This window comes from Neobacillus muris, assembly GCF_943193175.1.
Lineage (GTDB): Bacteria > Bacillota > Bacilli > Bacillales > Cytobacillaceae > Neobacillus > Neobacillus muris.
Map to the genome: position 1 here is coordinate 34,614 of NZ_CALPDF010000012.1, position 17,710 is coordinate 52,323.

A 17,710-nucleotide genomic window follows, 5' to 3' on the forward strand; every position below is an offset into this window, starting at 1 on the left:
GGCCATTATTTTTGTCACTAGCCATGTTATCAAAATGTGATTATGATGAAAATTTTCACATAAAATTCACGTTTCTAACTTGATTATAGTAATAAATTGGTCTATTGTATTCTTGTTGGATAAAGTTTCCTAGAAGAAGAGGCGAAATTATATGGGGCCAACTGAAAGGCAAAAACAAATATTATCCTGGTTAGCTGAAGAAGAAAAACTGAGCATAGCGGAAATCAGCAAGCGATTCAATGTTTCTGAAATGACCATCTACCGCGATATAAAACCGCTGCTGGAAGAAAAAAAGATTAATAAAACTTCAGGCGGGATTTCCTTAGTGAATATATCACAGGTTCCACCGCATTCATGTACATACTGTTTGAAAGACATCAATCATCGGCATCCTGTCCAAATCATTACCAAACAGGGCAAAGTAGAACAATTATGCTGCCCGCACTGCGGGTTATTAAGGTATAGCGATATCGAGAAACAGGTTTCCCAAATCATATGCCATGATTTTCTTCGCAATACGACGATCAGTGCAAAAATGGCGTATTTCCTATTAGATAGCGATTTTCAGTTGAATTGCTGCCAGCCGCAAGCCATAACTTTTGATTCATTAATTGATGCAGAACGTTTCCAAAAAGGATTTGGCGGCACCATCTGGCGATTCGATGAAGCAGTCAAAGAAGTTTCGAAAAGAATGAATGGGGATAGAAGCTGTGGCTGCCATGATTAGAGGGGGGGCTGGAGTAAAATGGTTACATGTTCGATGCCTGTTCATGCTTATTATCTATCTTTTTCTATTGATTCACCCATCCAGTGCATCTGCCCATGCTTACATTATTAAATCTGCACCGGCTGAAAATGAAATACTGACCGAATCGCCGAAGAAGGTAACGATTCAGTTTGATGAGACCATCCAGCCATCGTTCAATTCCATCGAAGTGTTTGATTCATCAGGAAAACAGGTGGACCAGAAGAATGGAAGGATAGATCCCAGCAACCCAGCTATTATTGAAAGTGACTTAAAGGAACATCTTCCGGATGGCACTTACCGTATCCAATGGAGGGTGGTATCCAGTGATGGTCATCCAGTTGAGGGAGTCATTCCCTTCCAAATTGGAAATGGCAGTGCCGTGGACCATTCTAGTTTAGAGCAGGAGGCAACAGGATATACCCCGGGATTAGACCTGGTCATCATCCGTTGGCTTCAATACGTTAGTAATGCCTGTTTGGTGGGGATCCTGTTCTTTTCCCTGTTTGTGATGAATAAACCATTGGTTCAAGATGCAGTGGTTCGAAAAATTTTTAGAAAAAGGATGAAGCTTTCAGTCATTCTGCTATGTCTCAGTATCGTGCTTAGTCTGCCATTGCAGGCAACTATTGAATCAGGGCTGCCTTGGAGTAAGGTTCTTCAAATTCAAGTGTTAATGGACCTGTTATTGTACACTCGGTTTGGGGAAACATGGATTTTCATGATGATAGGTTTATTTTTTCTCATCCTATTTACCTATCTTTTGATAAAAAAATGGTATAAACCAGTATGGATTTGTATTTCGTTTATTCTGGGAATCGGTTTATTACTAGTGAAGGCGTTTAATAGTCATGCGGCCTCGACAACGAATTTATGGATCAGCATTCCCTTAGATTTTATCCATTTGCTTTCTGCTTCTATATGGATAGGAAGCTTACTCGTTCTCGTTTCCCTGATTCCACTATCAAGAAACATGGAAACGAAGCCGCTCTATTTAGAGTTAATCCGCAGGTTTTCTAAATGGGGAATCAGCTGTGTGCTCTTGTTAACCTTATCGGGCTTGATAGGGAGCTTTTCCTTTATTCCTAATCTTCATACGCTTCTATCCACAAATTATGGAAGAATGCTATCTGGGAAGGTTCTTCTGTTGGCAGCCATGATCGTGTTTGCTGCCATTAATTTTGTGAAAGGAAAACGGAACAGGGAAAGAGGATTAACAACCTCCTTATGGGGAGAGCTGCTGACAGGATTAGTCATTTTTATTTTATCTGTTTTATTAACCAATTTGCCTACTGCTATGGCATCTCCTGGACCTTATAAGGATACGAAAATCCTTCAGCCTGAAGGCAAAGTCACCCTGGAAGTGACGCCGAATGTGATGGGGAAAAATACATATGTTGTCTTGCTGCAAGACCCAAATGGCCAGCCTAAGAAGGAGATTGAGCAAGTGACTCTTACGTTTACATCACTAGAAATGGATATGGGAACCGATACTCAAATTATAAAACAAGCTAACGAAGGCAAATATGAATCAACAGGAATGAATTTTAATATGGCAGGACGCTGGAACGTGCATGTCCATGTCCTGATGAAAGATTTAGAGACCCTTGATACAGACTTCAAGGTGTTTGTCGGCAATTAATAGATGATAAAGAAGGAGAAATAAAAAATGAAAAATGTAGGCAGTAAAATTTCAAAAGTGTTGATACTAGCAGTTTTCGGTGTATTTTTGTTTGCAAATGCGGCAAGTGCTCATGTGACAGTCGTGCCGAAAACGTCAACAACTGGAGCATGGGAAACCTATACCGTCAAAGTTCCAGTAGAGAAGGAGGTTCCGACTGCCAAAGTGACCTTAAAAACGCCTGCTGGGGTAGAGATCGAGTCCTACCAGCCAGTGCCAGGCTGGACCTATTCAGCTGATAAGGATGCCAGCGGAAAGGTAAAGTCGATTACGTTTGAGGCAGAAGGGGAAGGCTTGATGCCAGGACAATTCCAACAGTTTTCGTTTGTGGCGAAAAACCCTGACAGTGCGGGTGAAATCGCTTGGGATGCCTTTCAATACTATCAAGATGGCAGTGTGGTGGAATGGACCGGGGATGAAGGGGCAGAAACCCCCCATTCGATCACCGAAATTCTAGCGGGCACATCAACGGATGAACATGCGGATGATCAGGGTGTCACGGATAATACGGACAATGATGCAGCAAAAACAGCTGATGAGGAGCAATCCAATTCGCTTCCACTCATCTTATCCATTGTATCGGTGATCCTTTCCTTAGCGGCCCTTGTCGGAGCCTTCCGTAAAAAGTAATTGAAAAAGTACCCTATTGAAAGACGCCTGACAGTCTGCCAATAGGGTACTTTTTATGGTTTAGACCTAGAATCTTGGAGGTTAAAAAGATTATGAGTTCCTGCTATATCATATAGAAGTTGCGGATATCTCCTGCGATCAAAAAGGGTCGCTTGCATCGGGATATCCGCCTTACCTTGTTGTTAACGGTTTTCAATATAGTTTACGACATCGCCGACGGTTTGCAGCGTCGCGGCAACTTTGTCATTGATTTCAACCGCGAATTCATCTTCTATTTCCATCGTCAGGTTCACCATATCAAGAGAATCAGCCTCGAAATCTTCTTTGAATGATGAATCGGGTCTGATATTCTCCATTTTGACCCCCAATTGGTCTGCGATAATAGGCTTTAATTTTTCAAATGTTGTCATTATGCCATCCTCCTAATCATTCATAACCCCCATTATAGCAATTGATTTCCCAACGTAAAATAGAAAATTATTACTAATTATTTTGCAAAAATAAGGGTGTGGCGATCCCAGCCGATTCTTTAATCAAATTGTACCCGGTCAATGCCTTCAATGATAAACTCCAGTTCAGTTGAAAAGTTGAGCACAAGCGGATCAGGCAGCCGGTCCATGATTTCTTTCATTTCTATCAGATTTTCTGCCTCTTCGAGAGTGGCTGGCGGTTGTTCTAAATGCTGATACCATCGCTTTAATTCATCAATAAACTCATAAAAGTGCCTCTCAAAGCGTTCAGCGCACTCTTCGCTCTCATCTTCTGAAGCTACTTTCATCATCTCCCAATCTTTAAGAGCCGTTTCTAATTTTTCTTTCATATCATTGAACACAAAATCACTCCTCGTAAAGATCGATACACCTTTATTCAATATATGGATTATCTATGCTAAGTATAAACCATTTAGAAGAAAGGGACCTAGTGTATAGCCTATCTATCAGTGTCAGGATTGATTAATAGAAAACTACACATAATAGAGGATAGAGAGGTGTTATCGTGTGAAAAATTCAAAATTATTTTATCTGGGCTTGCTTATTTTACCTTGGCTGACCGTACCATTATTAGGACAAAAGGCATTCAAGAAATATTTGCCGGCAGCCATTTTTATCTGTACATTTACAAAAGCCATTGATTTATTCGGCGAGAAGAAAAAGTGGTGGAAGTTTTATAAAGGGATACCCCCTTTTGACAGCATGAACTTTTTTAATCTAGGTCCTTACCTAGTTACGAGTCTTTGGATATTAAAAATGACTTATCATAAATGGAAATTATATTTTATGTCAAATACCATTCTTCACATCTGCTTTATTTATTTAGGAGGCCTAAAATTCGTTGAACACTTTAAAATTTTTAAATTAGAAAAATTAACGAAGTTTCAATATTTAGGAATTGATTTTTTAAGGGCGATCCTCCTTTTTTTGTTTCAATCCATAATGAACTTGTCTATTCATACTAAAAAACAATGTAAATAAGGCAGGAACATTCTTTTTTCTCCATCCAAATCGTAAGAATGAATGAGAGGAAAATATCTTATGGATGGAGGAAATCATGAAACATGAGATGTTTATGAGAATGGCTGTCGACCTTGCTCTGGAGAATGTACTGACAAATAAGGGGGGGCCATTTGGTGCGGTTATCGTAAGGAACGGCCGTATTATAAGCATTGGCCGAAACCAAGTGACGGCAAAAAACGATCCGTCAGCACATGCGGAAATAGAGGCCATCCGTGCTGCCTGCAAGTATTTGAACACCTATCAGCTGACAGGCTGTGAGCTTTACACGAGCAGTGAGCCATGCCCGATGTGTTTAGGGGCCGTTTACTGGGCAAAATTAAACGGCATTTACTATGCTGCAACAAGTAAAGATGCAGCAAAAATTGGATTCGAGGATGAATATATCTATAAACAATTTAACTTGCCAATCGAACACCGGAGCATCCCGATGTTTCGGATCGTTCCCGAAAACACGTATGCCCCTTTTAATGCCTGGATAAAGCAGCCATATAAACAAGGATATTGAGGGGATGAAACCAATTGAACAGCCTCATCAAAATCGGCAGAATGGCCGGTTTTTTTGTGGATTTGGAGGAATTCATAGTACAAAAGGTATAGAAGGATAATGAATTAGGTAAAAATAACTAATAAAAATGGAGTATAAAGGAAGATCGCATGAGGAATATAGCCGCTTTATTTTATATATTAATGCCTGGGCTTGGACAAGTGTATAATAAGCAATTTACGAGAGGCATTATTTTTCTTATCATCGAACATTTTGATAATGCTTACGGTAAAATTAATAAAGCCATTCAACTCGATTTGAATGGCTTTCATCAACAGGCCCTTGCAACGGTTCTTTATGATGGAATGTTGTTTTATCCAGGTTTCTATGTATATTCAGTTTGGGATGCTTGGTATTATGCAAAAAATGGTGCCAATAAAAAGAAGACAGCCATACCCTTTCTAATTGGCGGGTACCTAGGAGAACTAGGGGCGATTTTTGCTTCCAAGCTGCCGTGGTTTCCCACTTTAATCGTCGCGTCACTCATGATTATTCCAATGGTTTTTGGCATGGTTATTTTTAGAAAACAGTAACCATGAAGCAAGGGCTTAGGAACAGGAAATCTTGCAAGTTGACTATAAGAATAGACATTACTATACTAGGTTCAAATGTTTAAGCATTTGAATCTTTTTAATTGCTTGCCACGGAGGAACCATATGAGCACAAAGTCGTTACCAGCCTTCCAAAATGAATTCCAAGAGTTGAGGCCGAATAATGGAGAATTAAAACCAGAAAATGTAACCACTATACTGAAAGAACATCAAAAATTCTTCCGGACGAACCAAACCAAAGAAATAAGTTTTCGATTGAAGCAATTAGATACATTAAAAGAAGGAATCCTTCAATATGAAGCAAAAATCACTGAAGCGCTTCGACGTGATTTAGGCAAGCATCCTTTTGAAACCTACACTTCAGAAATTGGATTTGTCCTAAATAGTATTACTCATACAAAGAAGCTGTTGAAAAAATGGGCAAAGCCAAAAAAGGTGAAAACACCACTCACCCTGTTTCCATCAAAAAGCGTCATTACGTATGAACCATACGGGACAGTGTTAATTATAGGTCCCTTCAATTATCCGTTCCAGCTTCTAATTGAACCGCTTATTGGTGCTATTGCAGCTGGAAATTGTGCCGTTCTCAAGCCATCAGAAGTGGTTCCCGCTGTCTCAGCCGTCATTACAGAAATGATTGAAACGATTTTTGACAAATCGTATATTCGTTGTGTTCAAGGGGGGGTTGAGACCAACACCTCATTGCTCCAGGCGCCATTTGATTATATTTTCTTTACGGGCAGCGTTCAGGTGGGGAAAATTGTCATGAAGGCAGCCGCCAAAAATCTCGTGCCTGTGACGCTTGAACTAGGTGGAAAAAGCCCTGTTATAGTGGACAAAAGTGCGGATCTAAAAATCGCGGCTAACCGAATTATTTGGGGGAAAACGTTAAATGCAGGACAAACCTGTGTGGCCCCTGATTATCTTATGGTCCATGAAGAGGTAAAAAATGAACTGATTGAAGAAATGAAGCAAACCCTTCACGCCTTTTATGGAGCCGGTATTGATAAGAGCAACGACTTCGGCCGAATTGTAAATGACAGGCATTTTTCTCGGCTGTATACAATCCTTGAAAAAGAGAAGGATCATATCCTTTATGGGGGAGCATCGGATTCGAAGACACGTTTTATCGAGCCAGCCTTGATTGAGGCCACCTGGAGTTCTGCTTCAATGGAGGAAGAACTATTCGGGCCGCTGCTGCCGATTTTAACGTACAGGGATTTGGATGAAGCGATTCAATCGATTAACAAGCTCTCTAAACCACTGGCCCTGTATCTGTTTACATCCGATAGACAGGTAGAGGAAAAAGTGCTGACAGAAATATCCTCTGGAGGGGTAAGCATCAACAATACTATCACACATTTGGCAAACCCTGAATTGCCTTTTGGCGGTGTTGGCAGCTCTGGAATGGGGGCTTATCATGGGCAGTATAGCTTTACTACTTTTTCGCATGAAAAAAGCATTCTCAAAACGAGCACGAAAATAAATGTGCCATTGCTGTTCCCGCCTTACAGTGAGAAAAATGTAAAATTGGTACGCCGCTTTTTGAAATAGAACGGACATAAGGAGAGGGGCTGTCCATAAAGGGATACGACCCCATGCCTAGACTTTCTGTACCCCTTTCCTTGCTTTTTGGCAGCCCCTTCTTAAATAGGCAGGGAGAGCTATAGTTCTATGGACGACAATGGCAGGAACAGCTTCACCCCGCGTTTGTTAAATGGAAGAATTTTTAAGTCTGCGATTAAATGGCTGATGTAACCGGTCAAACAGGTAAAGTAGGTGCCCTGGATTTCAAGTGAAGCCTCTAAGTTTGCAGCAATGATCCCAAAGAAAACAATGCCCAAAATCGAATGGGTGTAGCTGCGATGAGAAGAAAAGGATGCTATGCCAATATAAATTCCCAGCAGAATGATCCATAGTTCACTGATCGAGATTCCTCCCAATAGGACAGCCGCTCCTGTGATGGTGAGCATGTGTTTTTGTTTAATGAAGGAGGCTATCACTAGAATCAATAATCCGATTCCTGCTCCCAGCCATCTGTCCTCCGCTGTTTTTTCAAGGAAACTGTATACCAGCATCATGATTCCAATGACCATGGCGGATAGTTGAATCATCTTATGGGGCAGAGTGATTTTGCCGCGAAGCTTCCCGTCAATATCTAAATCAGGCATTAAACCTGAGATGCCTCCCAAGCCGACGAATAAGAGCGTCTCAGCCGGAGTGGTTTGAAATGCATTGGCAACAATAAATCCTGTTGCTGATCCAATAACTGCGTGTGCTGTGCCATTCAATGTTATTCACCTCTAAAAACTATTATTATAGTAAAAAACGAATATTTCTATTTTACACGAAAGCATTTGTTCTGTCTTGTTTAGCTAGGGTCCTTGTTTTCGTTTGGAACGGTTATGCTGCCTGAATTCCGATTTTGGAAGGTATTTATGTTATGGTCGCCAAAACTAAAATTGCCCCCGATGATTGTTTGATTGGCCGTGTGGCTGTTTTGAAGGGTTGGCCCAAAATTAATGTTGGCATTATTTGTAAGGGAAAGCACTGTTAAATGATTGATATTGATTGAATGTGCCATTTTTATCACCATCCTTACTCCATTTTATTTTGAAAAATAGCTTGTGATTGTCCTCCCGAGCAATAATTTTTTAATTGGAATTATAAGTCCCCAAATAAGTCACTATTTATGCGGCTTTTTTTTTGATGATTGAGTTCATAGTTTGTTCTGATACTTCTTGTCAAGTGATTGTGAAGGTGCTAGAATTTAAATTAGTACTAGTAATTAATACCTGGTTATAATTTAGGATTTTTTTTTACTCAAATAATAATATATCGCCGAACCAGGGGTTCTTGAGCAAATGCTCTAGGTGACCGTGAATGGTAAAAAAGAGAAAAGAGGGTCAAGTAGAAACGTCTATTTGAATGAGCATCGTAATCATTATAAAAGAAGTAAAATAACAATTTTGCAGTTTTGGAGGTATTTGGATGAATGTAGCAGCTGAATATCAATCAAAGGTAAGAACCGCTGAACAGGCAGCAAGAATGGTCCATTCAGGGGACTGGGTGGATTACGGCTTTGGCGTGACCATGCCGATTGAGCTTGACAAGGCGTTAGCCGCCAGAAAAGAGGAATTGGCCGATATTAAAATTCGAGGAATGCTGTTAATGAGGGTCCCGGAAGTCGTCAAAGCCGACCCGAACCGCGAAACCTTTTATTATAATAGCTGGCACTTCAGCGGCATTGACAGACAGCTATACAAACAAGGGTTATGTGATTTTATTCCAATGGTTTACCGCAATAAGCCCTTATTTTACCGTAATTATTTGAACGTCAATGTAGCCATGATCCAAGTTCCTCCGATGGACCAGCATGGATATTTTAACTTTTCCCTTACAAATTCCGCCACAAAGGCCATTCTAGATACCGCTGATACCGTTATTCTGGAGATTAATAAAAATTTGCCAAGGGCATTAGGCGGCTTCGAAGAGTGCATACATATTTCGGAGGTGGATTATATTGTGGAGGGCCAAAATCCGGTGATTCCAACCCTTCCAAGAGCAAAAAGCAAAGAAGTCGACCAAAAAATAGCTCAATTCGTGGTAGAAGAAATGGCAAATGGCTCTACCATCCAGCTCGGCATCGGTGCCTTGCCTTCTGCTGTAGGCGAATTAATTGCCCAATCGGATTTAAAGGATTTAGGCTGCCATACCGAAATGCTGGTCGATGCCTATCTGGATATGTACAATGCTGGAAAACTAAATAACAGCAAAAAGACGGTAAACCCTGGCAAATCAGCATGGTCCTTTGCACTGGGATCGCAGGAACTTTATGATTGGTTAAACGACAATCCTTTTCTCGCCTCATTTCCTGTCAATTATGTCAATGATCCCCGCGTGATCAGCCAGCAGAAAAACATGGTCGCGATCAATAATGCGGTGGAAGTCGATCTGTTTGGCCAGATTTCGTCAGAGTCATCAGGTATCAACCACATCAGCGGGACAGGCGGCCAATTGGATTACGTCGATGGGGCTTCCGCCGCAGAAGGCGGGAAGGCTTTTATTTGCTTAACCTCTACCTATCAAGATCAACATGGTGAGATGCACTCACGGATTGTTCCTACTCTTCATGAAGGTGAAATTGTCACGGTCCCAAGATCCCAATCCCATTACATTGTGACGGAATACGGGAAAGTCAATCTAGCCGGACGTTCGACATGGGAGCGTACAGAACTATTAATCTCTATAGCTCATCCGGATTTTAGAGAAAGCTTGATTGGAGAAGCTGAAAAAATGAAAATTTGGAGAAGGTCTAACAAAAGAGTGTAATAAGAGAAAAAAGATTGCCTAAAACCAAAGGCAATCATTTTTATGTCCGCCATTAATCATTCAGCAAATGATGGATTAACCTGTCTTTGTCGTCGAAAAATTGTTTCATGATTTTATAATGACCTGTTTCCTCAAGTGTAGATTCCTTTAATCCGTCATTTGTCAGCTCGACAATTTTGGAGGATGGATACGACATTAATAAGGGAGAGTGGGTAGCAATAATAAATTGAGAATGTTGGTTAATTAATTCATGGATTCTGGATAACATGGATAATTGCCTGAGAGGAGAGAGCGCTGCCTCTGGTTCGTCCAAAATATAAATGCCATTCCCTTCAAATCGGTTCATAAAGGTCGAAAAAAAGGCTTCACCATGTGATTGATTATGAAGCGAAACTCCTCCATAAGAATCAATAACCCGTCGACTACTGCCTGGCTCCGAATCTAATTGTTCAATGTTCGAGGCCACGTTATAAAAGCTTTCCGCACGCAGGAAAAATCCATCCCTTGGCTTGTTGACTCCCTTTATTACTCGAAGATAATCGCTGAGGTCGGAAAAAGAATCGTAAGTTGAAAAACGAAAATTCAATGACCCGCCTTCAGGATTAAAGCCAAGCGATATCGCAATTGCTTCCAGTAAAGTCGACTTTCCCATCCCGTTTTCACCAACAATGTAAGTAACATGGGGGTGAAAGGAAAGCTCGTCCAACAGCCTTATGCTTGGAATGCTAAATGGATATTGTTTAAAAGAAGGTATTGAATCATGCCGTAAGTGAATGCGTCTAATATAGGCGTCTGTGAAAAAATCCATTTGGAACCCCTCTATAGGATCAATTTTACTATTAATCTTACCAAAGAAACTGGAATCGGAAAATGGAATTTTCTAAAAACATCTGATGAAGGTCAAGGAAGGAGATCAAAATCAGCTTAACAACGGAACGTACGTTCTGTATAATAGAGGTGAGGTGATATTATGTCTTATCGTATTATGCTGACCAGAAAGGTTACTGATTTAAAAGGCAATTTACGGATCCAAGTCCAGGTAATGGATTCGAAGGCTGCTCGAATCATTCATTTTACTCTTGATGAGCTGGAAAAAGATGAATTGCCGGATGAATTAAAAGTGTACATTAGGGGTATCCTGCCTGAGATCGCAGAGGGAAGATGGCATTATAGCAGGAATCGCTTAAAATAAATGGAATAAGCTGAGGGATGCAGATGAAGTCTCGTCTTTCCCCGGCTCCAAGATATGGGACGTTATTTTGGCCATAAAAAATATTTTACTCCGATAATTACGTAACTATTGATAATTTTCTAAAAATATTTATAATCAGTGGGGAAGACCCATCCCGTTTTTATAAATATTGTTCTACATATGATTGAAAACGTTTGCTTAAACGAACTGGAAAACCAAATCAATGGGAGGACAGGAACATGGTTTTAGTAACAGAATCTTTAGTGCGTGATTTAACAGAGATTTTATCAGAGCAGCAGGTAACAGCCAATCTAACAATTTTAGAGCAGCACGGCAAGGATGAGTCTTATCATAGACCCCATCTTCCAGATGTTGTCGTATTTCCCGCCAATACAGAAGAAGTATCCCGGATTTTGAAATATGCCAATGAGCATGAAGTGCCCATTATTCCGTTTGGTTTAGGCTCAAGTGTAGAAGGGCAAGTCATTCCGTATCAAGGTGGAATCAGCATCGATTTTCAATTAATGAATAAAATCTTAGAGGTCCGGCCAAGCGATTTTTTGGTACGCGTGCAGCCTGGCGTCAGCCGTACACAATTGAACAAAGAACTAAAAAAATATGGCCTGTTTTTTTCGGTCGATCCGGGGGCAGATGCCACCTTGGGCGGGATGACGGCAACCAATGCCAGCGGGACGACATCCGTCAAGTATGGTGTGATGCGTGACCAGGTCCGTGATTTGGAAGTGGTTTTAGCAGACGGCCGAATCATTCATACTGGGAATCTATCAGCCAAGTCCTCTTCTGGTTACCATCTTACAGGACTATTTGTTGGTTCAGAAGGAACACTTGGTGTTTTTACTGAAATGACATTGCGTGTCTACGGGATACCCGAAAGCATTGTTTCAGGGCGGGCCGTTTTTCCAACGATGGAAGCAGCCGTTACCACTGTGAATGACTTTTTGTCAGCTGGCATTCCAGTCGCTCGTGTCGAATTCGTCGATGCCCATTCGATCTCTCAGTTTAATCTCTATAATCAAACCGAATATCCCGAGCAGCCTACCTTATTTATTGAATTTCACGGAAATGAAGAAGGGCTGCAAAACGATGTCAGATTTGCCAAAAGACTGGCTCAGGATAATCACTGCAGTGACTTTGTGATTGAAAATGATTCGAAAAAGCGGGCGCAATTATGGGAAGCGCGGCATCAATTGGCCTATGCCTTTATTCATCTATCAGGCGGCAAAAAAATGATGGTGACGGATGTGGTAGTTCCTTTATCCGAATTGGTGGGAGCGGTTCAGCATGCCAGAAAGGTCATTGATGAGACAGGTCTCAATGGAGGTATTTTAGGCCATGTTGGGGATGGAAATTACCATGTGATTTTAATGATCAATCCCGGTGACCCGAATGAATTGGCAAAAGCCGAAAAAATTAATGCCCAGCTGGTGGACTATGCCTTAAAACGCGGCGGAACCTGCACAGGTGAGCATGGTGTAGGGGTAGGCAAGGCCAAATATCAGCTAAAGGAACACGGCCCTGCACTTGACATCATGAAGGCTTTCAAGCAAACCATCGACCCAAAAGGCATACTCAATCCTGGGAAGATATTTTTATAGACGCTTTCGTACTTGAATTTTTCAAGGAATGACAGGCAGATGACGGCAGGATGAGCCAAAATGATAGTAAAAGGAGAGGGTTCAATGAAGACGATTAAAACGAATGATGGGGTTAGTCTAGCATATTCTGATGAGGGTACAGGAAAGCCGGTGGTCTTTGTTCCAGGGTATAGTATTTCACGGCATTCCTGGTCGATGCAAAAGCAAGCGTTTCTTGACCAGGGATACCGGGTGATCACATTGGATCGGAGAAATCATGGCGCCTCCGATCGTCCGTCGTTTGGACAGCGGATGTCCAGGCATGGGAAAGACCTTCACGACTTCATCACCGGGCTTGAATTGGAGGATGTGCTGTTAATCGGGAATTCCATGGGCGCCTCCACTATTTTTGCCTACGTTTCATTGTTTGGCGATGACCAGCTAAGCGGAATCGTCGATATAGACCAAACACCAAAAATGATCAATGATGCAAACTGGGAGTATGGCATGTATAGCATCAATCGGGAGAGCGCAGCAACATTTTTTGATGCTCCGCTGCCTGGACCGTTATACAAACTAGTGGATCCAGGTTTCCTGATGGAACTAGCGAAAGAAACCGCCGACCTGCCAGCCTTCGATTTGGAAACGACCAAGCCGCTGCTTCTGGACCATGCTCATGCAGATTGGCTGGATATCCTGCCGCTCATAGATGTGCCGGTTTTGTTTATCGCTGGTAGAAATAGTCCATTTTGGCCCTGTGAGCATGCGGCCGCCTCCGCTGCTTTATGCAAGAACGGTCAGGCTGTCGTTATCGAGGATTGCGGACATGTCGTCAATTGGGAACAGCCTGCTATATGTAATGAAAAGCTGCTTGAATTCGCTAAATCAATATACTAGAGTAAGAGAACCCAGAACGGAAGAGGTTGTCCAACAAGCAAAGGAGTCTGACATCACACTGCAATATATAGAGGATTTTTGAAAAAAACGTTCTATATATTGGTCTGGGCGTGGAGTCAGCCCCCTTTATGGACAGCCTCTTTTTGCCTATACATGAAGGGGGATTTTTTTATGAATGGTGACTCTTTAAAAGAGACTGGTCGACGATTAGTGATTTTTTGATCAATAAATACTCTTCCATCTCTTTCAAGAGCCGGAATAACTGGGCTCTCGCTTCAAATTCCTCTCTGGAATCTGGGAGAGGCTCCTCATGAAATTTTTCTTGCAATTCCTCCAAGCGATCTAAATATACTTGCGCCGTGTTACCTGGGTGGATTGCTTCCGTCAATTCTTCCAGAAAGTCCGCCACCATATACCGTTGTTCGACAAGCAAATCAATGGATGTCACAATCGGCAATAGGCGTTCAATAATTTCAAATTGTTTTTCCCGCGTCTTGAAATAATGATAATAATAATCCTGTGTCCGCAAAAAATGGTTTTGGACATCCCGAAAGGCGAGACTTTTCGCTTCTTCCAGCAATCGGTCCGTTTCAATAATTTCCTTGCCCAGCCACCGGCTTTCGTTAGTTCGAAGATAGGACACCATTTCTTGGAAAATCGTCCGGAAATTGTCTTCAATTTCCACCTGATATTTTTTCAATTTCGTGTCAAGGCTCGGCATGTATAAATTGACAAGAAGGGCAACTCCGATCCCGATCACAATAAGAGCAATCTCGTTGGATACTACGACAAGCGATATATGTTTGCCCGTATAAAGATGGAGAATGATGACCGTACTCGTTACGATTCCTTCACTTACCTTTAACCACACGGTAATCGGAATAAACACCAAAAGCAGCAATCCGATCACGACGGGGTGGTAGGCAATCATTTCAAAAAAGATGAACGAAAAGGCAATAGCGAGCATGCAGGCAAAAAACCTGGCATAAGCAGCCTGCAAGGATTTCTTTTTGGAGTTTTGTACGCAAAGAATCGTGATGATTCCTGCAGAAGCAAAGGAATTTAGGCCGAAGAATTGGGCGATACTGATCGCTGCAGCGGCGCCGATGGCAGTCTTCACGGTGCGATAACCAATTTTTAATGGAAACATATCATACCTCTAATCTCTCAATATATTTACTTAGTATATAAAAAAATCGCGAAACTTGCTATCGATAAAATCATAAACGAGTCATTCATAGAATTGTTATATGTAGTTTCTGTGAATTTGATTGTTGGTATGAAAAGTATGATTTATCCCTACAAATAGGGAGGTGAAAGAAGAATGAGAATTCATCGGACATTTCTTGGAAATACAAAAATGGATAACAATGGACAAGTAGAGATTCCATTCAAAGCAAGAGTAAAATTAGGACTTCAACAAGGGGGGAAGAATGGATGGTTATTGGAGGGAAAATGCAGGCGCGGTCTGTTTGATGCTATTCTTCAATCATGCCGCTATACATTTTATGGAATCTGGTGTATGATATAAGTGTAAGCGCATACATTTTTCTTATACAAGGGAGATGGTACCTTTGATGTATATTTATGGCAAGGATTATATTAAGTATTTAAATGATGATAGTATCGGCCATTTAACGTATGACCAATGGAAAACGAAGAATAGTCAACACCGTTCTTCAAATGGAAGCGTCGAGGCACCCAGATATACGGAAGGATCCCATTCTCAAGGGAGTTTCAATAAAAATAGCTATCAGTGATTACTTAGAAAGATACAAAATAACAGCCATGTCATTAAAAATAGGAATACCTGTGGAGGTACTCCTATTTTTTTATTCCTTACTTGGCTTGGGAAAAAAGTTTGGCTATTTCACTTCTCTTAATCCCTTTCCTTCAAGAATATCCTGAATCCCTTCTTCACAAACCCCATAGGAACGCCAGGAACATGTTTTACAGACGATTTGGATATCAGAGGGAATGACATGATTTCGGACACGGGTTTCAATATCCTCCCATTCTAAGATTTGTCCAATTTCAAGCCCCATTTTTTCGAGAATGGCTGCATCTCTCCTATAAATATTTTCGTCTTGGCAGTGGTATTGGCCTGAGTTGGGGAACTTTTCGCACAGCTGGTCAGATCCTTTTACGAGCTGAATCAGGGTCTTGGGGCTGCTCCTCAAGGTTTGATGCAATTTAGTCATGTTCTCCACGTACTCTTTGGAATAGCCCATGCCACGATAGCCTAGAAGGCAAAAAAGGTGATGGCCGCGCAGTTTATACATGATCCGCCTCCAATTTAATCGATTAAGTGTTAACTGAAAATACGATTGGTTTACATATATTTATAGTAACATATGTAACTAGGTATTTTCAGCATTATTTAGAGGCCAAAATGGAATGAATGAGAATGGCGGGGGAAAAATCTGCATAAACAAGGAGATCGAGGGAAGCCGATCGTTCATCTCCTTGTGGTTGATCGATCCTAAAGAAGTCCTTCCCGACGATTTTGTGAAGATTCATCTGAAGTTCGGCTTAATTCTTCCTCGACCATCTGGTCCAACCGCTCAATCATTTTGATTGCTTTTTCTTTCTCAATTTTTCGATAATGGTGCATACCCCCTTGTTCCTCGTCCGCCTCATCGGCTAATTTGACAATCTGTTGCAGCGGTGTTCGTTTGATAAAACCCTCCGGCATATAAGAATCCGTATGGAACAAAATAGCAAGCGCAATTTCCTTGGCGATAATAGGATTTTCCCCTAATCGGATCAACAATTTATGGGCCCTTTCGGCACCCTTTATTGCATGAATATCATTCTTTTTATACAAATCATAATCCCATTTTCCATTGCTGTACCATGTATAATGGCCCATATCGTGAAGCAGGGCAGCTTTTGTGGCCAAATCAACCGAAACATGATGTTCCTTTGCCAATTTAAAAGCGTGGTAGGCACAAGCGATGGCATGGGCAATCCCAGAACGGCTCAGATATTTTTTTGCAATATGATGGTTAAAAATTTGAATCAAGGTAACGTACCTCATTTTTCATCACCCTCATAAAAAATTGTTATTTTGTATTATAAAACATTCGATGCTGCATTTGTTAACAATTGCTCAAAAATGATGGAAGAAACCATAACAGAATCAGCGGAAATGTAAGAAAGGCCATTCTTGAAGAAGGAACCTATGGAATTCTGCGGCTGCGCGTGTCAGAAATGGTTATTAGTGAATAGAATAGGAACAATCAAAGGGGGTGAAGGCATGTTTTCTGTTACCGAAATGAGGGATTTCACCACGTTTTCGTTTCCCCATATCGTGACGCTGCTCCTGTTCCTTATGATCTGTTTGGCTATGATATTTTTTAGAAAGAACCTCCAGCCCTATCAGTCATTCATCAAATGGCTCCTCTTTAGTCTTTTAATCATTTGTGAGATATCCCAACATACGTGGCTCATACTAACCAATCAATGGGAAGTCGGCGATTTGCCGTTGCAGGTCTGTTCCCTTAGTACCTTTTTAGCTTTGTACTTATTTTTGAAAAATAATCAGAAAGCGTTTAACTTGCTATATTTCACCGGCACTTTGCCTGCGATTCTAAGCATGGTCACACCTGATCTTGTTTACCAATTTCCCCATTTTCGTTTCTTAAAATATTTCCTTCAGCATTCAGTCATTCCACTCTCGGTCTTGTATTTTATTCTTTTTGAAAATTATCGAGTACCTAAGAGCGCAATCGTAAAAAGTTTTTTAACATTGAATATGATCGCGCTCCCCATCTTTTTCTTGAACCAGCTTCTGGATACGAACTTTTTCTTCTTAGCCAGCCCTTCGGAAACGGAGACGTTATTATCATTCTTTGGAAGCGGCATTTGGTACTATATTAATCTTGAAATCGCTGCCATCTTGGTATTGCTCATCACCTATTGGCCGATGGCGGGCTTGCTGAAGCGGGAACGAAGAGCCAGTGATGGAAGCAAGAACTGAGCAGCATAGGAGCTGCTCAGTTTTTCGGCTATAATAGGAGTGAAGGC

General features: G+C 41.3%; 22 protein-coding genes. 14 read left to right on the top strand and 8 right to left on the bottom strand.

Annotation, left to right across the window (positions count from 1 at the left end; genetic code table 11):
• Nucleotides 1-151 precede the first annotated feature (151 nt).
• From NFS43_RS10520 to NFS43_RS10530, 3 genes are read left to right on the top strand one after another with little or no spacing between them, the layout of a single operon-like run.
• Nucleotides 152-727 (top strand): DeoR family transcriptional regulator, encoded by a 576-nt coding sequence (locus NFS43_RS10520; RefSeq protein WP_251551621.1) that lies wholly within the window; start codon nucleotides 152-154, stop codon nucleotides 725-727.
• Between the two features lie 43 nt (nucleotides 728-770).
• Nucleotides 771-2,387, top strand: coding sequence for a copper resistance CopC/CopD family protein (locus tag NFS43_RS10525; protein ID WP_251551622.1), 1,617 nt, complete (start codon nucleotides 771-773; stop codon nucleotides 2,385-2,387).
• Between the two features lie 27 nt (nucleotides 2,388-2,414).
• Complete coding sequence (locus tag NFS43_RS10530) at nucleotides 2,415-3,056, top strand: YcnI family copper-binding membrane protein (RefSeq protein ID WP_251551623.1); 642 nt, start codon at nucleotides 2,415-2,417, stop codon at nucleotides 3,054-3,056.
• Nucleotides 3,057-3,238: 182 nt separating this feature from the next.
• Here the strand turns inward: NFS43_RS10530 and acpP are convergent, their stop codons facing one another.
• Both acpP and NFS43_RS10540 read right to left on the bottom strand, forming a co-directional pair.
• Nucleotides 3,239-3,466, bottom strand: coding sequence for an acyl carrier protein (gene acpP, locus NFS43_RS10535; RefSeq protein ID WP_251551624.1), 228 nt, complete (start codon nucleotides 3,464-3,466; stop codon nucleotides 3,239-3,241).
• 119 nt (nucleotides 3,467-3,585) lie between these two features.
• Nucleotides 3,586-3,888 (bottom strand): hypothetical protein, encoded by a 303-nt coding sequence (locus NFS43_RS10540; protein WP_251551625.1) that lies wholly within the window; start codon nucleotides 3,886-3,888, stop codon nucleotides 3,586-3,588.
• 716 nt (nucleotides 3,889-4,604) lie between these two features.
• On the opposite strand from NFS43_RS10540, the gene NFS43_RS10545 reads away from it, so the two are divergent.
• The 3 genes from NFS43_RS10545 (at nucleotide 4,605) to NFS43_RS10555 (ending at nucleotide 7,219) form a co-directional block, all read left to right on the top strand.
• Nucleotides 4,605-5,075: a nucleoside deaminase gene (locus NFS43_RS10545; RefSeq protein WP_251551626.1), complete on the top strand. Its 471-nt coding sequence runs from the start codon at nucleotides 4,605-4,607 to the stop codon at nucleotides 5,073-5,075.
• Nucleotides 5,076-5,224: 149 nt separating this feature from the next.
• Entirely contained in the window at nucleotides 5,225-5,647 is a 423-nt protein-coding gene (locus NFS43_RS10550) for a hypothetical protein (protein WP_251551627.1), read from the top strand.
• A 123-nt stretch (nucleotides 5,648-5,770) separates the two neighbouring features.
• Nucleotides 5,771-7,219 (top strand): aldehyde dehydrogenase, encoded by a 1,449-nt coding sequence (locus NFS43_RS10555; protein WP_251551628.1) that lies wholly within the window; start codon nucleotides 5,771-5,773, stop codon nucleotides 7,217-7,219.
• Nucleotides 7,220-7,329: 110 nt separating this feature from the next.
• Here the strand turns inward: NFS43_RS10555 and NFS43_RS10560 are convergent, their stop codons facing one another.
• Nucleotides 7,330-7,956, bottom strand: coding sequence for a metal-dependent hydrolase (locus NFS43_RS10560; protein WP_251551629.1), 627 nt, complete (start codon nucleotides 7,954-7,956; stop codon nucleotides 7,330-7,332).
• 80 nt (nucleotides 7,957-8,036) lie between these two features.
• Nucleotides 8,037-8,249, bottom strand: coding sequence for a spore germination protein (locus NFS43_RS10565; RefSeq protein WP_251551630.1), 213 nt, complete (start codon nucleotides 8,247-8,249; stop codon nucleotides 8,037-8,039).
• A 407-nt stretch (nucleotides 8,250-8,656) separates the two neighbouring features.
• Between NFS43_RS10565 and NFS43_RS10570 the strand changes: the two genes are divergently transcribed.
• Complete coding sequence (locus tag NFS43_RS10570) at nucleotides 8,657-9,997, top strand: acetyl-CoA hydrolase/transferase family protein (protein WP_251551631.1); 1,341 nt, start codon at nucleotides 8,657-8,659, stop codon at nucleotides 9,995-9,997.
• Between the two features lie 52 nt (nucleotides 9,998-10,049).
• Here NFS43_RS10570 and NFS43_RS10575 read toward each other — a convergent pair whose 3' ends face one another.
• On the bottom strand, nucleotides 10,050-10,805 hold the full coding sequence (locus tag NFS43_RS10575) for an AAA family ATPase (RefSeq protein WP_251551632.1): 756 nt from the start codon (nucleotides 10,803-10,805) through the stop codon (nucleotides 10,050-10,052).
• A 162-nt stretch (nucleotides 10,806-10,967) separates the two neighbouring features.
• On the opposite strand from NFS43_RS10575, the gene NFS43_RS10580 reads away from it, so the two are divergent.
• The 3 genes from NFS43_RS10580 to NFS43_RS10590 all read left to right on the top strand — a co-directional run bounded on the left by NFS43_RS10580 (nucleotide 10,968) and on the right by NFS43_RS10590 (nucleotide 13,681).
• The gene (locus tag NFS43_RS10580) at nucleotides 10,968-11,189 is read left to right on the top strand and encodes a hypothetical protein (protein WP_251551633.1); all 222 of its coding nucleotides are present in this window, start codon (nucleotides 10,968-10,970) and stop codon (nucleotides 11,187-11,189) included.
• Nucleotides 11,190-11,428: 239 nt separating this feature from the next.
• Nucleotides 11,429-12,805 carry an FAD-binding oxidoreductase gene (locus NFS43_RS10585; protein ID WP_251551634.1) on the top strand — a complete coding sequence of 459 codons (1,377 nt, stop codon included), beginning with the start codon at nucleotides 11,429-11,431 and terminating at the stop codon, nucleotides 12,803-12,805.
• 84 nt (nucleotides 12,806-12,889) lie between these two features.
• A complete protein-coding gene (locus tag NFS43_RS10590; protein WP_251551635.1) occupies nucleotides 12,890-13,681 on the top strand; it encodes an alpha/beta fold hydrolase in 792 nt (263 codons plus the stop codon).
• Nucleotides 13,682-13,850: 169 nt separating this feature from the next.
• Here the strand turns inward: NFS43_RS10590 and NFS43_RS10595 are convergent, their stop codons facing one another.
• Entirely contained in the window at nucleotides 13,851-14,831 is a 981-nt protein-coding gene (locus tag NFS43_RS10595; protein ID WP_251551636.1) for an aromatic acid exporter family protein, read from the bottom strand.
• 174 nt (nucleotides 14,832-15,005) lie between these two features.
• Here NFS43_RS10595 and NFS43_RS10600 point away from each other — a divergent pair, with 174 nt between their 5' ends.
• Nucleotides 15,006-15,212 (top strand): hypothetical protein, encoded by a 207-nt coding sequence (locus NFS43_RS10600; RefSeq protein ID WP_251551637.1) that lies wholly within the window; start codon nucleotides 15,006-15,008, stop codon nucleotides 15,210-15,212.
• A 43-nt stretch (nucleotides 15,213-15,255) separates the two neighbouring features.
• Nucleotides 15,256-15,441, top strand: coding sequence for a hypothetical protein (locus NFS43_RS10605; protein WP_251551638.1), 186 nt, complete (start codon nucleotides 15,256-15,258; stop codon nucleotides 15,439-15,441).
• A 105-nt stretch (nucleotides 15,442-15,546) separates the two neighbouring features.
• Here NFS43_RS10605 and NFS43_RS10610 read toward each other — a convergent pair whose 3' ends face one another.
• Nucleotides 15,547-15,963, bottom strand: coding sequence for a DUF1284 domain-containing protein (locus NFS43_RS10610; protein ID WP_251551639.1), 417 nt, complete (start codon nucleotides 15,961-15,963; stop codon nucleotides 15,547-15,549).
• A 200-nt stretch (nucleotides 15,964-16,163) separates the two neighbouring features.
• Complete coding sequence (locus NFS43_RS10615; RefSeq protein WP_251551640.1) at nucleotides 16,164-16,721, bottom strand: HD domain-containing protein; 558 nt, start codon at nucleotides 16,719-16,721, stop codon at nucleotides 16,164-16,166.
• Nucleotides 16,722-16,789: 68 nt separating this feature from the next.
• Between NFS43_RS10615 and NFS43_RS24380 the strand changes: the two genes are divergently transcribed.
• Together NFS43_RS24380 and NFS43_RS10620 are read left to right on the top strand one after the other, a co-directional pair.
• Nucleotides 16,790-16,912: a hypothetical protein gene (locus NFS43_RS24380; protein ID WP_277613929.1), complete on the top strand. Its 123-nt coding sequence runs from the start codon at nucleotides 16,790-16,792 to the stop codon at nucleotides 16,910-16,912.
• A 28-nt stretch (nucleotides 16,913-16,940) separates the two neighbouring features.
• Entirely contained in the window at nucleotides 16,941-17,663 is a 723-nt protein-coding gene (locus NFS43_RS10620; RefSeq protein WP_251551641.1) for a YwaF family protein, read from the top strand.
• Nucleotides 17,664-17,710 lie beyond the last annotated feature (47 nt).

What these genes read in the sequence shown, in the direction of transcription:
- NFS43_RS10610 (WP_251551639.1), bottom strand. Translation starts at nt 15,963, where the DNA reads ATGTATAAACTGCGCGGCCATCACCTTTTTTGCCTTCTAGGCTATCGT.
- NFS43_RS10585 (WP_251551634.1), top strand. Translation starts at nt 11,429, where the DNA reads ATGGTTTTAGTAACAGAATCTTTAGTGCGTGATTTAACAGAGATTTTA.
- NFS43_RS10590 (WP_251551635.1), top strand. Translation starts at nt 12,890, where the DNA reads ATGAAGACGATTAAAACGAATGATGGGGTTAGTCTAGCATATTCTGAT.
- NFS43_RS10545 (WP_251551626.1), top strand. Translation starts at nt 4,605, where the DNA reads ATGAAACATGAGATGTTTATGAGAATGGCTGTCGACCTTGCTCTGGAG.
- NFS43_RS10620 (WP_251551641.1), top strand. Translation starts at nt 16,941, where the DNA reads ATGTTTTCTGTTACCGAAATGAGGGATTTCACCACGTTTTCGTTTCCC.
- NFS43_RS10520 (WP_251551621.1), top strand. Translation starts at nt 152, where the DNA reads ATGGGGCCAACTGAAAGGCAAAAACAAATATTATCCTGGTTAGCTGAA.
- acpP (WP_251551624.1), bottom strand. Translation starts at nt 3,466, where the DNA reads ATGACAACATTTGAAAAATTAAAGCCTATTATCGCAGACCAATTGGGG.
- NFS43_RS10525 (WP_251551622.1), top strand. Translation starts at nt 771, where the DNA reads ATGCTTATTATCTATCTTTTTCTATTGATTCACCCATCCAGTGCATCT.
- NFS43_RS10570 (WP_251551631.1), top strand. Translation starts at nt 8,657, where the DNA reads ATGAATGTAGCAGCTGAATATCAATCAAAGGTAAGAACCGCTGAACAG.
- NFS43_RS10530 (WP_251551623.1), top strand. Translation starts at nt 2,415, where the DNA reads ATGAAAAATGTAGGCAGTAAAATTTCAAAAGTGTTGATACTAGCAGTT.
- NFS43_RS10615 (WP_251551640.1), bottom strand. Translation starts at nt 16,721, where the DNA reads ATGAGGTACGTTACCTTGATTCAAATTTTTAACCATCATATTGCAAAA.
- NFS43_RS10550 (WP_251551627.1), top strand. Translation starts at nt 5,225, where the DNA reads ATGAGGAATATAGCCGCTTTATTTTATATATTAATGCCTGGGCTTGGA.
- NFS43_RS10555 (WP_251551628.1), top strand. Translation starts at nt 5,771, where the DNA reads ATGAGCACAAAGTCGTTACCAGCCTTCCAAAATGAATTCCAAGAGTTG.
- NFS43_RS10565 (WP_251551630.1), bottom strand. Translation starts at nt 8,249, where the DNA reads ATGGCACATTCAATCAATATCAATCATTTAACAGTGCTTTCCCTTACA.
- NFS43_RS10595 (WP_251551636.1), bottom strand. Translation starts at nt 14,831, where the DNA reads ATGTTTCCATTAAAAATTGGTTATCGCACCGTGAAGACTGCCATCGGC.
- NFS43_RS10580 (WP_251551633.1), top strand. Translation starts at nt 10,968, where the DNA reads ATGTCTTATCGTATTATGCTGACCAGAAAGGTTACTGATTTAAAAGGC.
- NFS43_RS10575 (WP_251551632.1), bottom strand. Translation starts at nt 10,805, where the DNA reads ATGGATTTTTTCACAGACGCCTATATTAGACGCATTCACTTACGGCAT.
- NFS43_RS10600 (WP_251551637.1), top strand. Translation starts at nt 15,006, where the DNA reads ATGAGAATTCATCGGACATTTCTTGGAAATACAAAAATGGATAACAAT.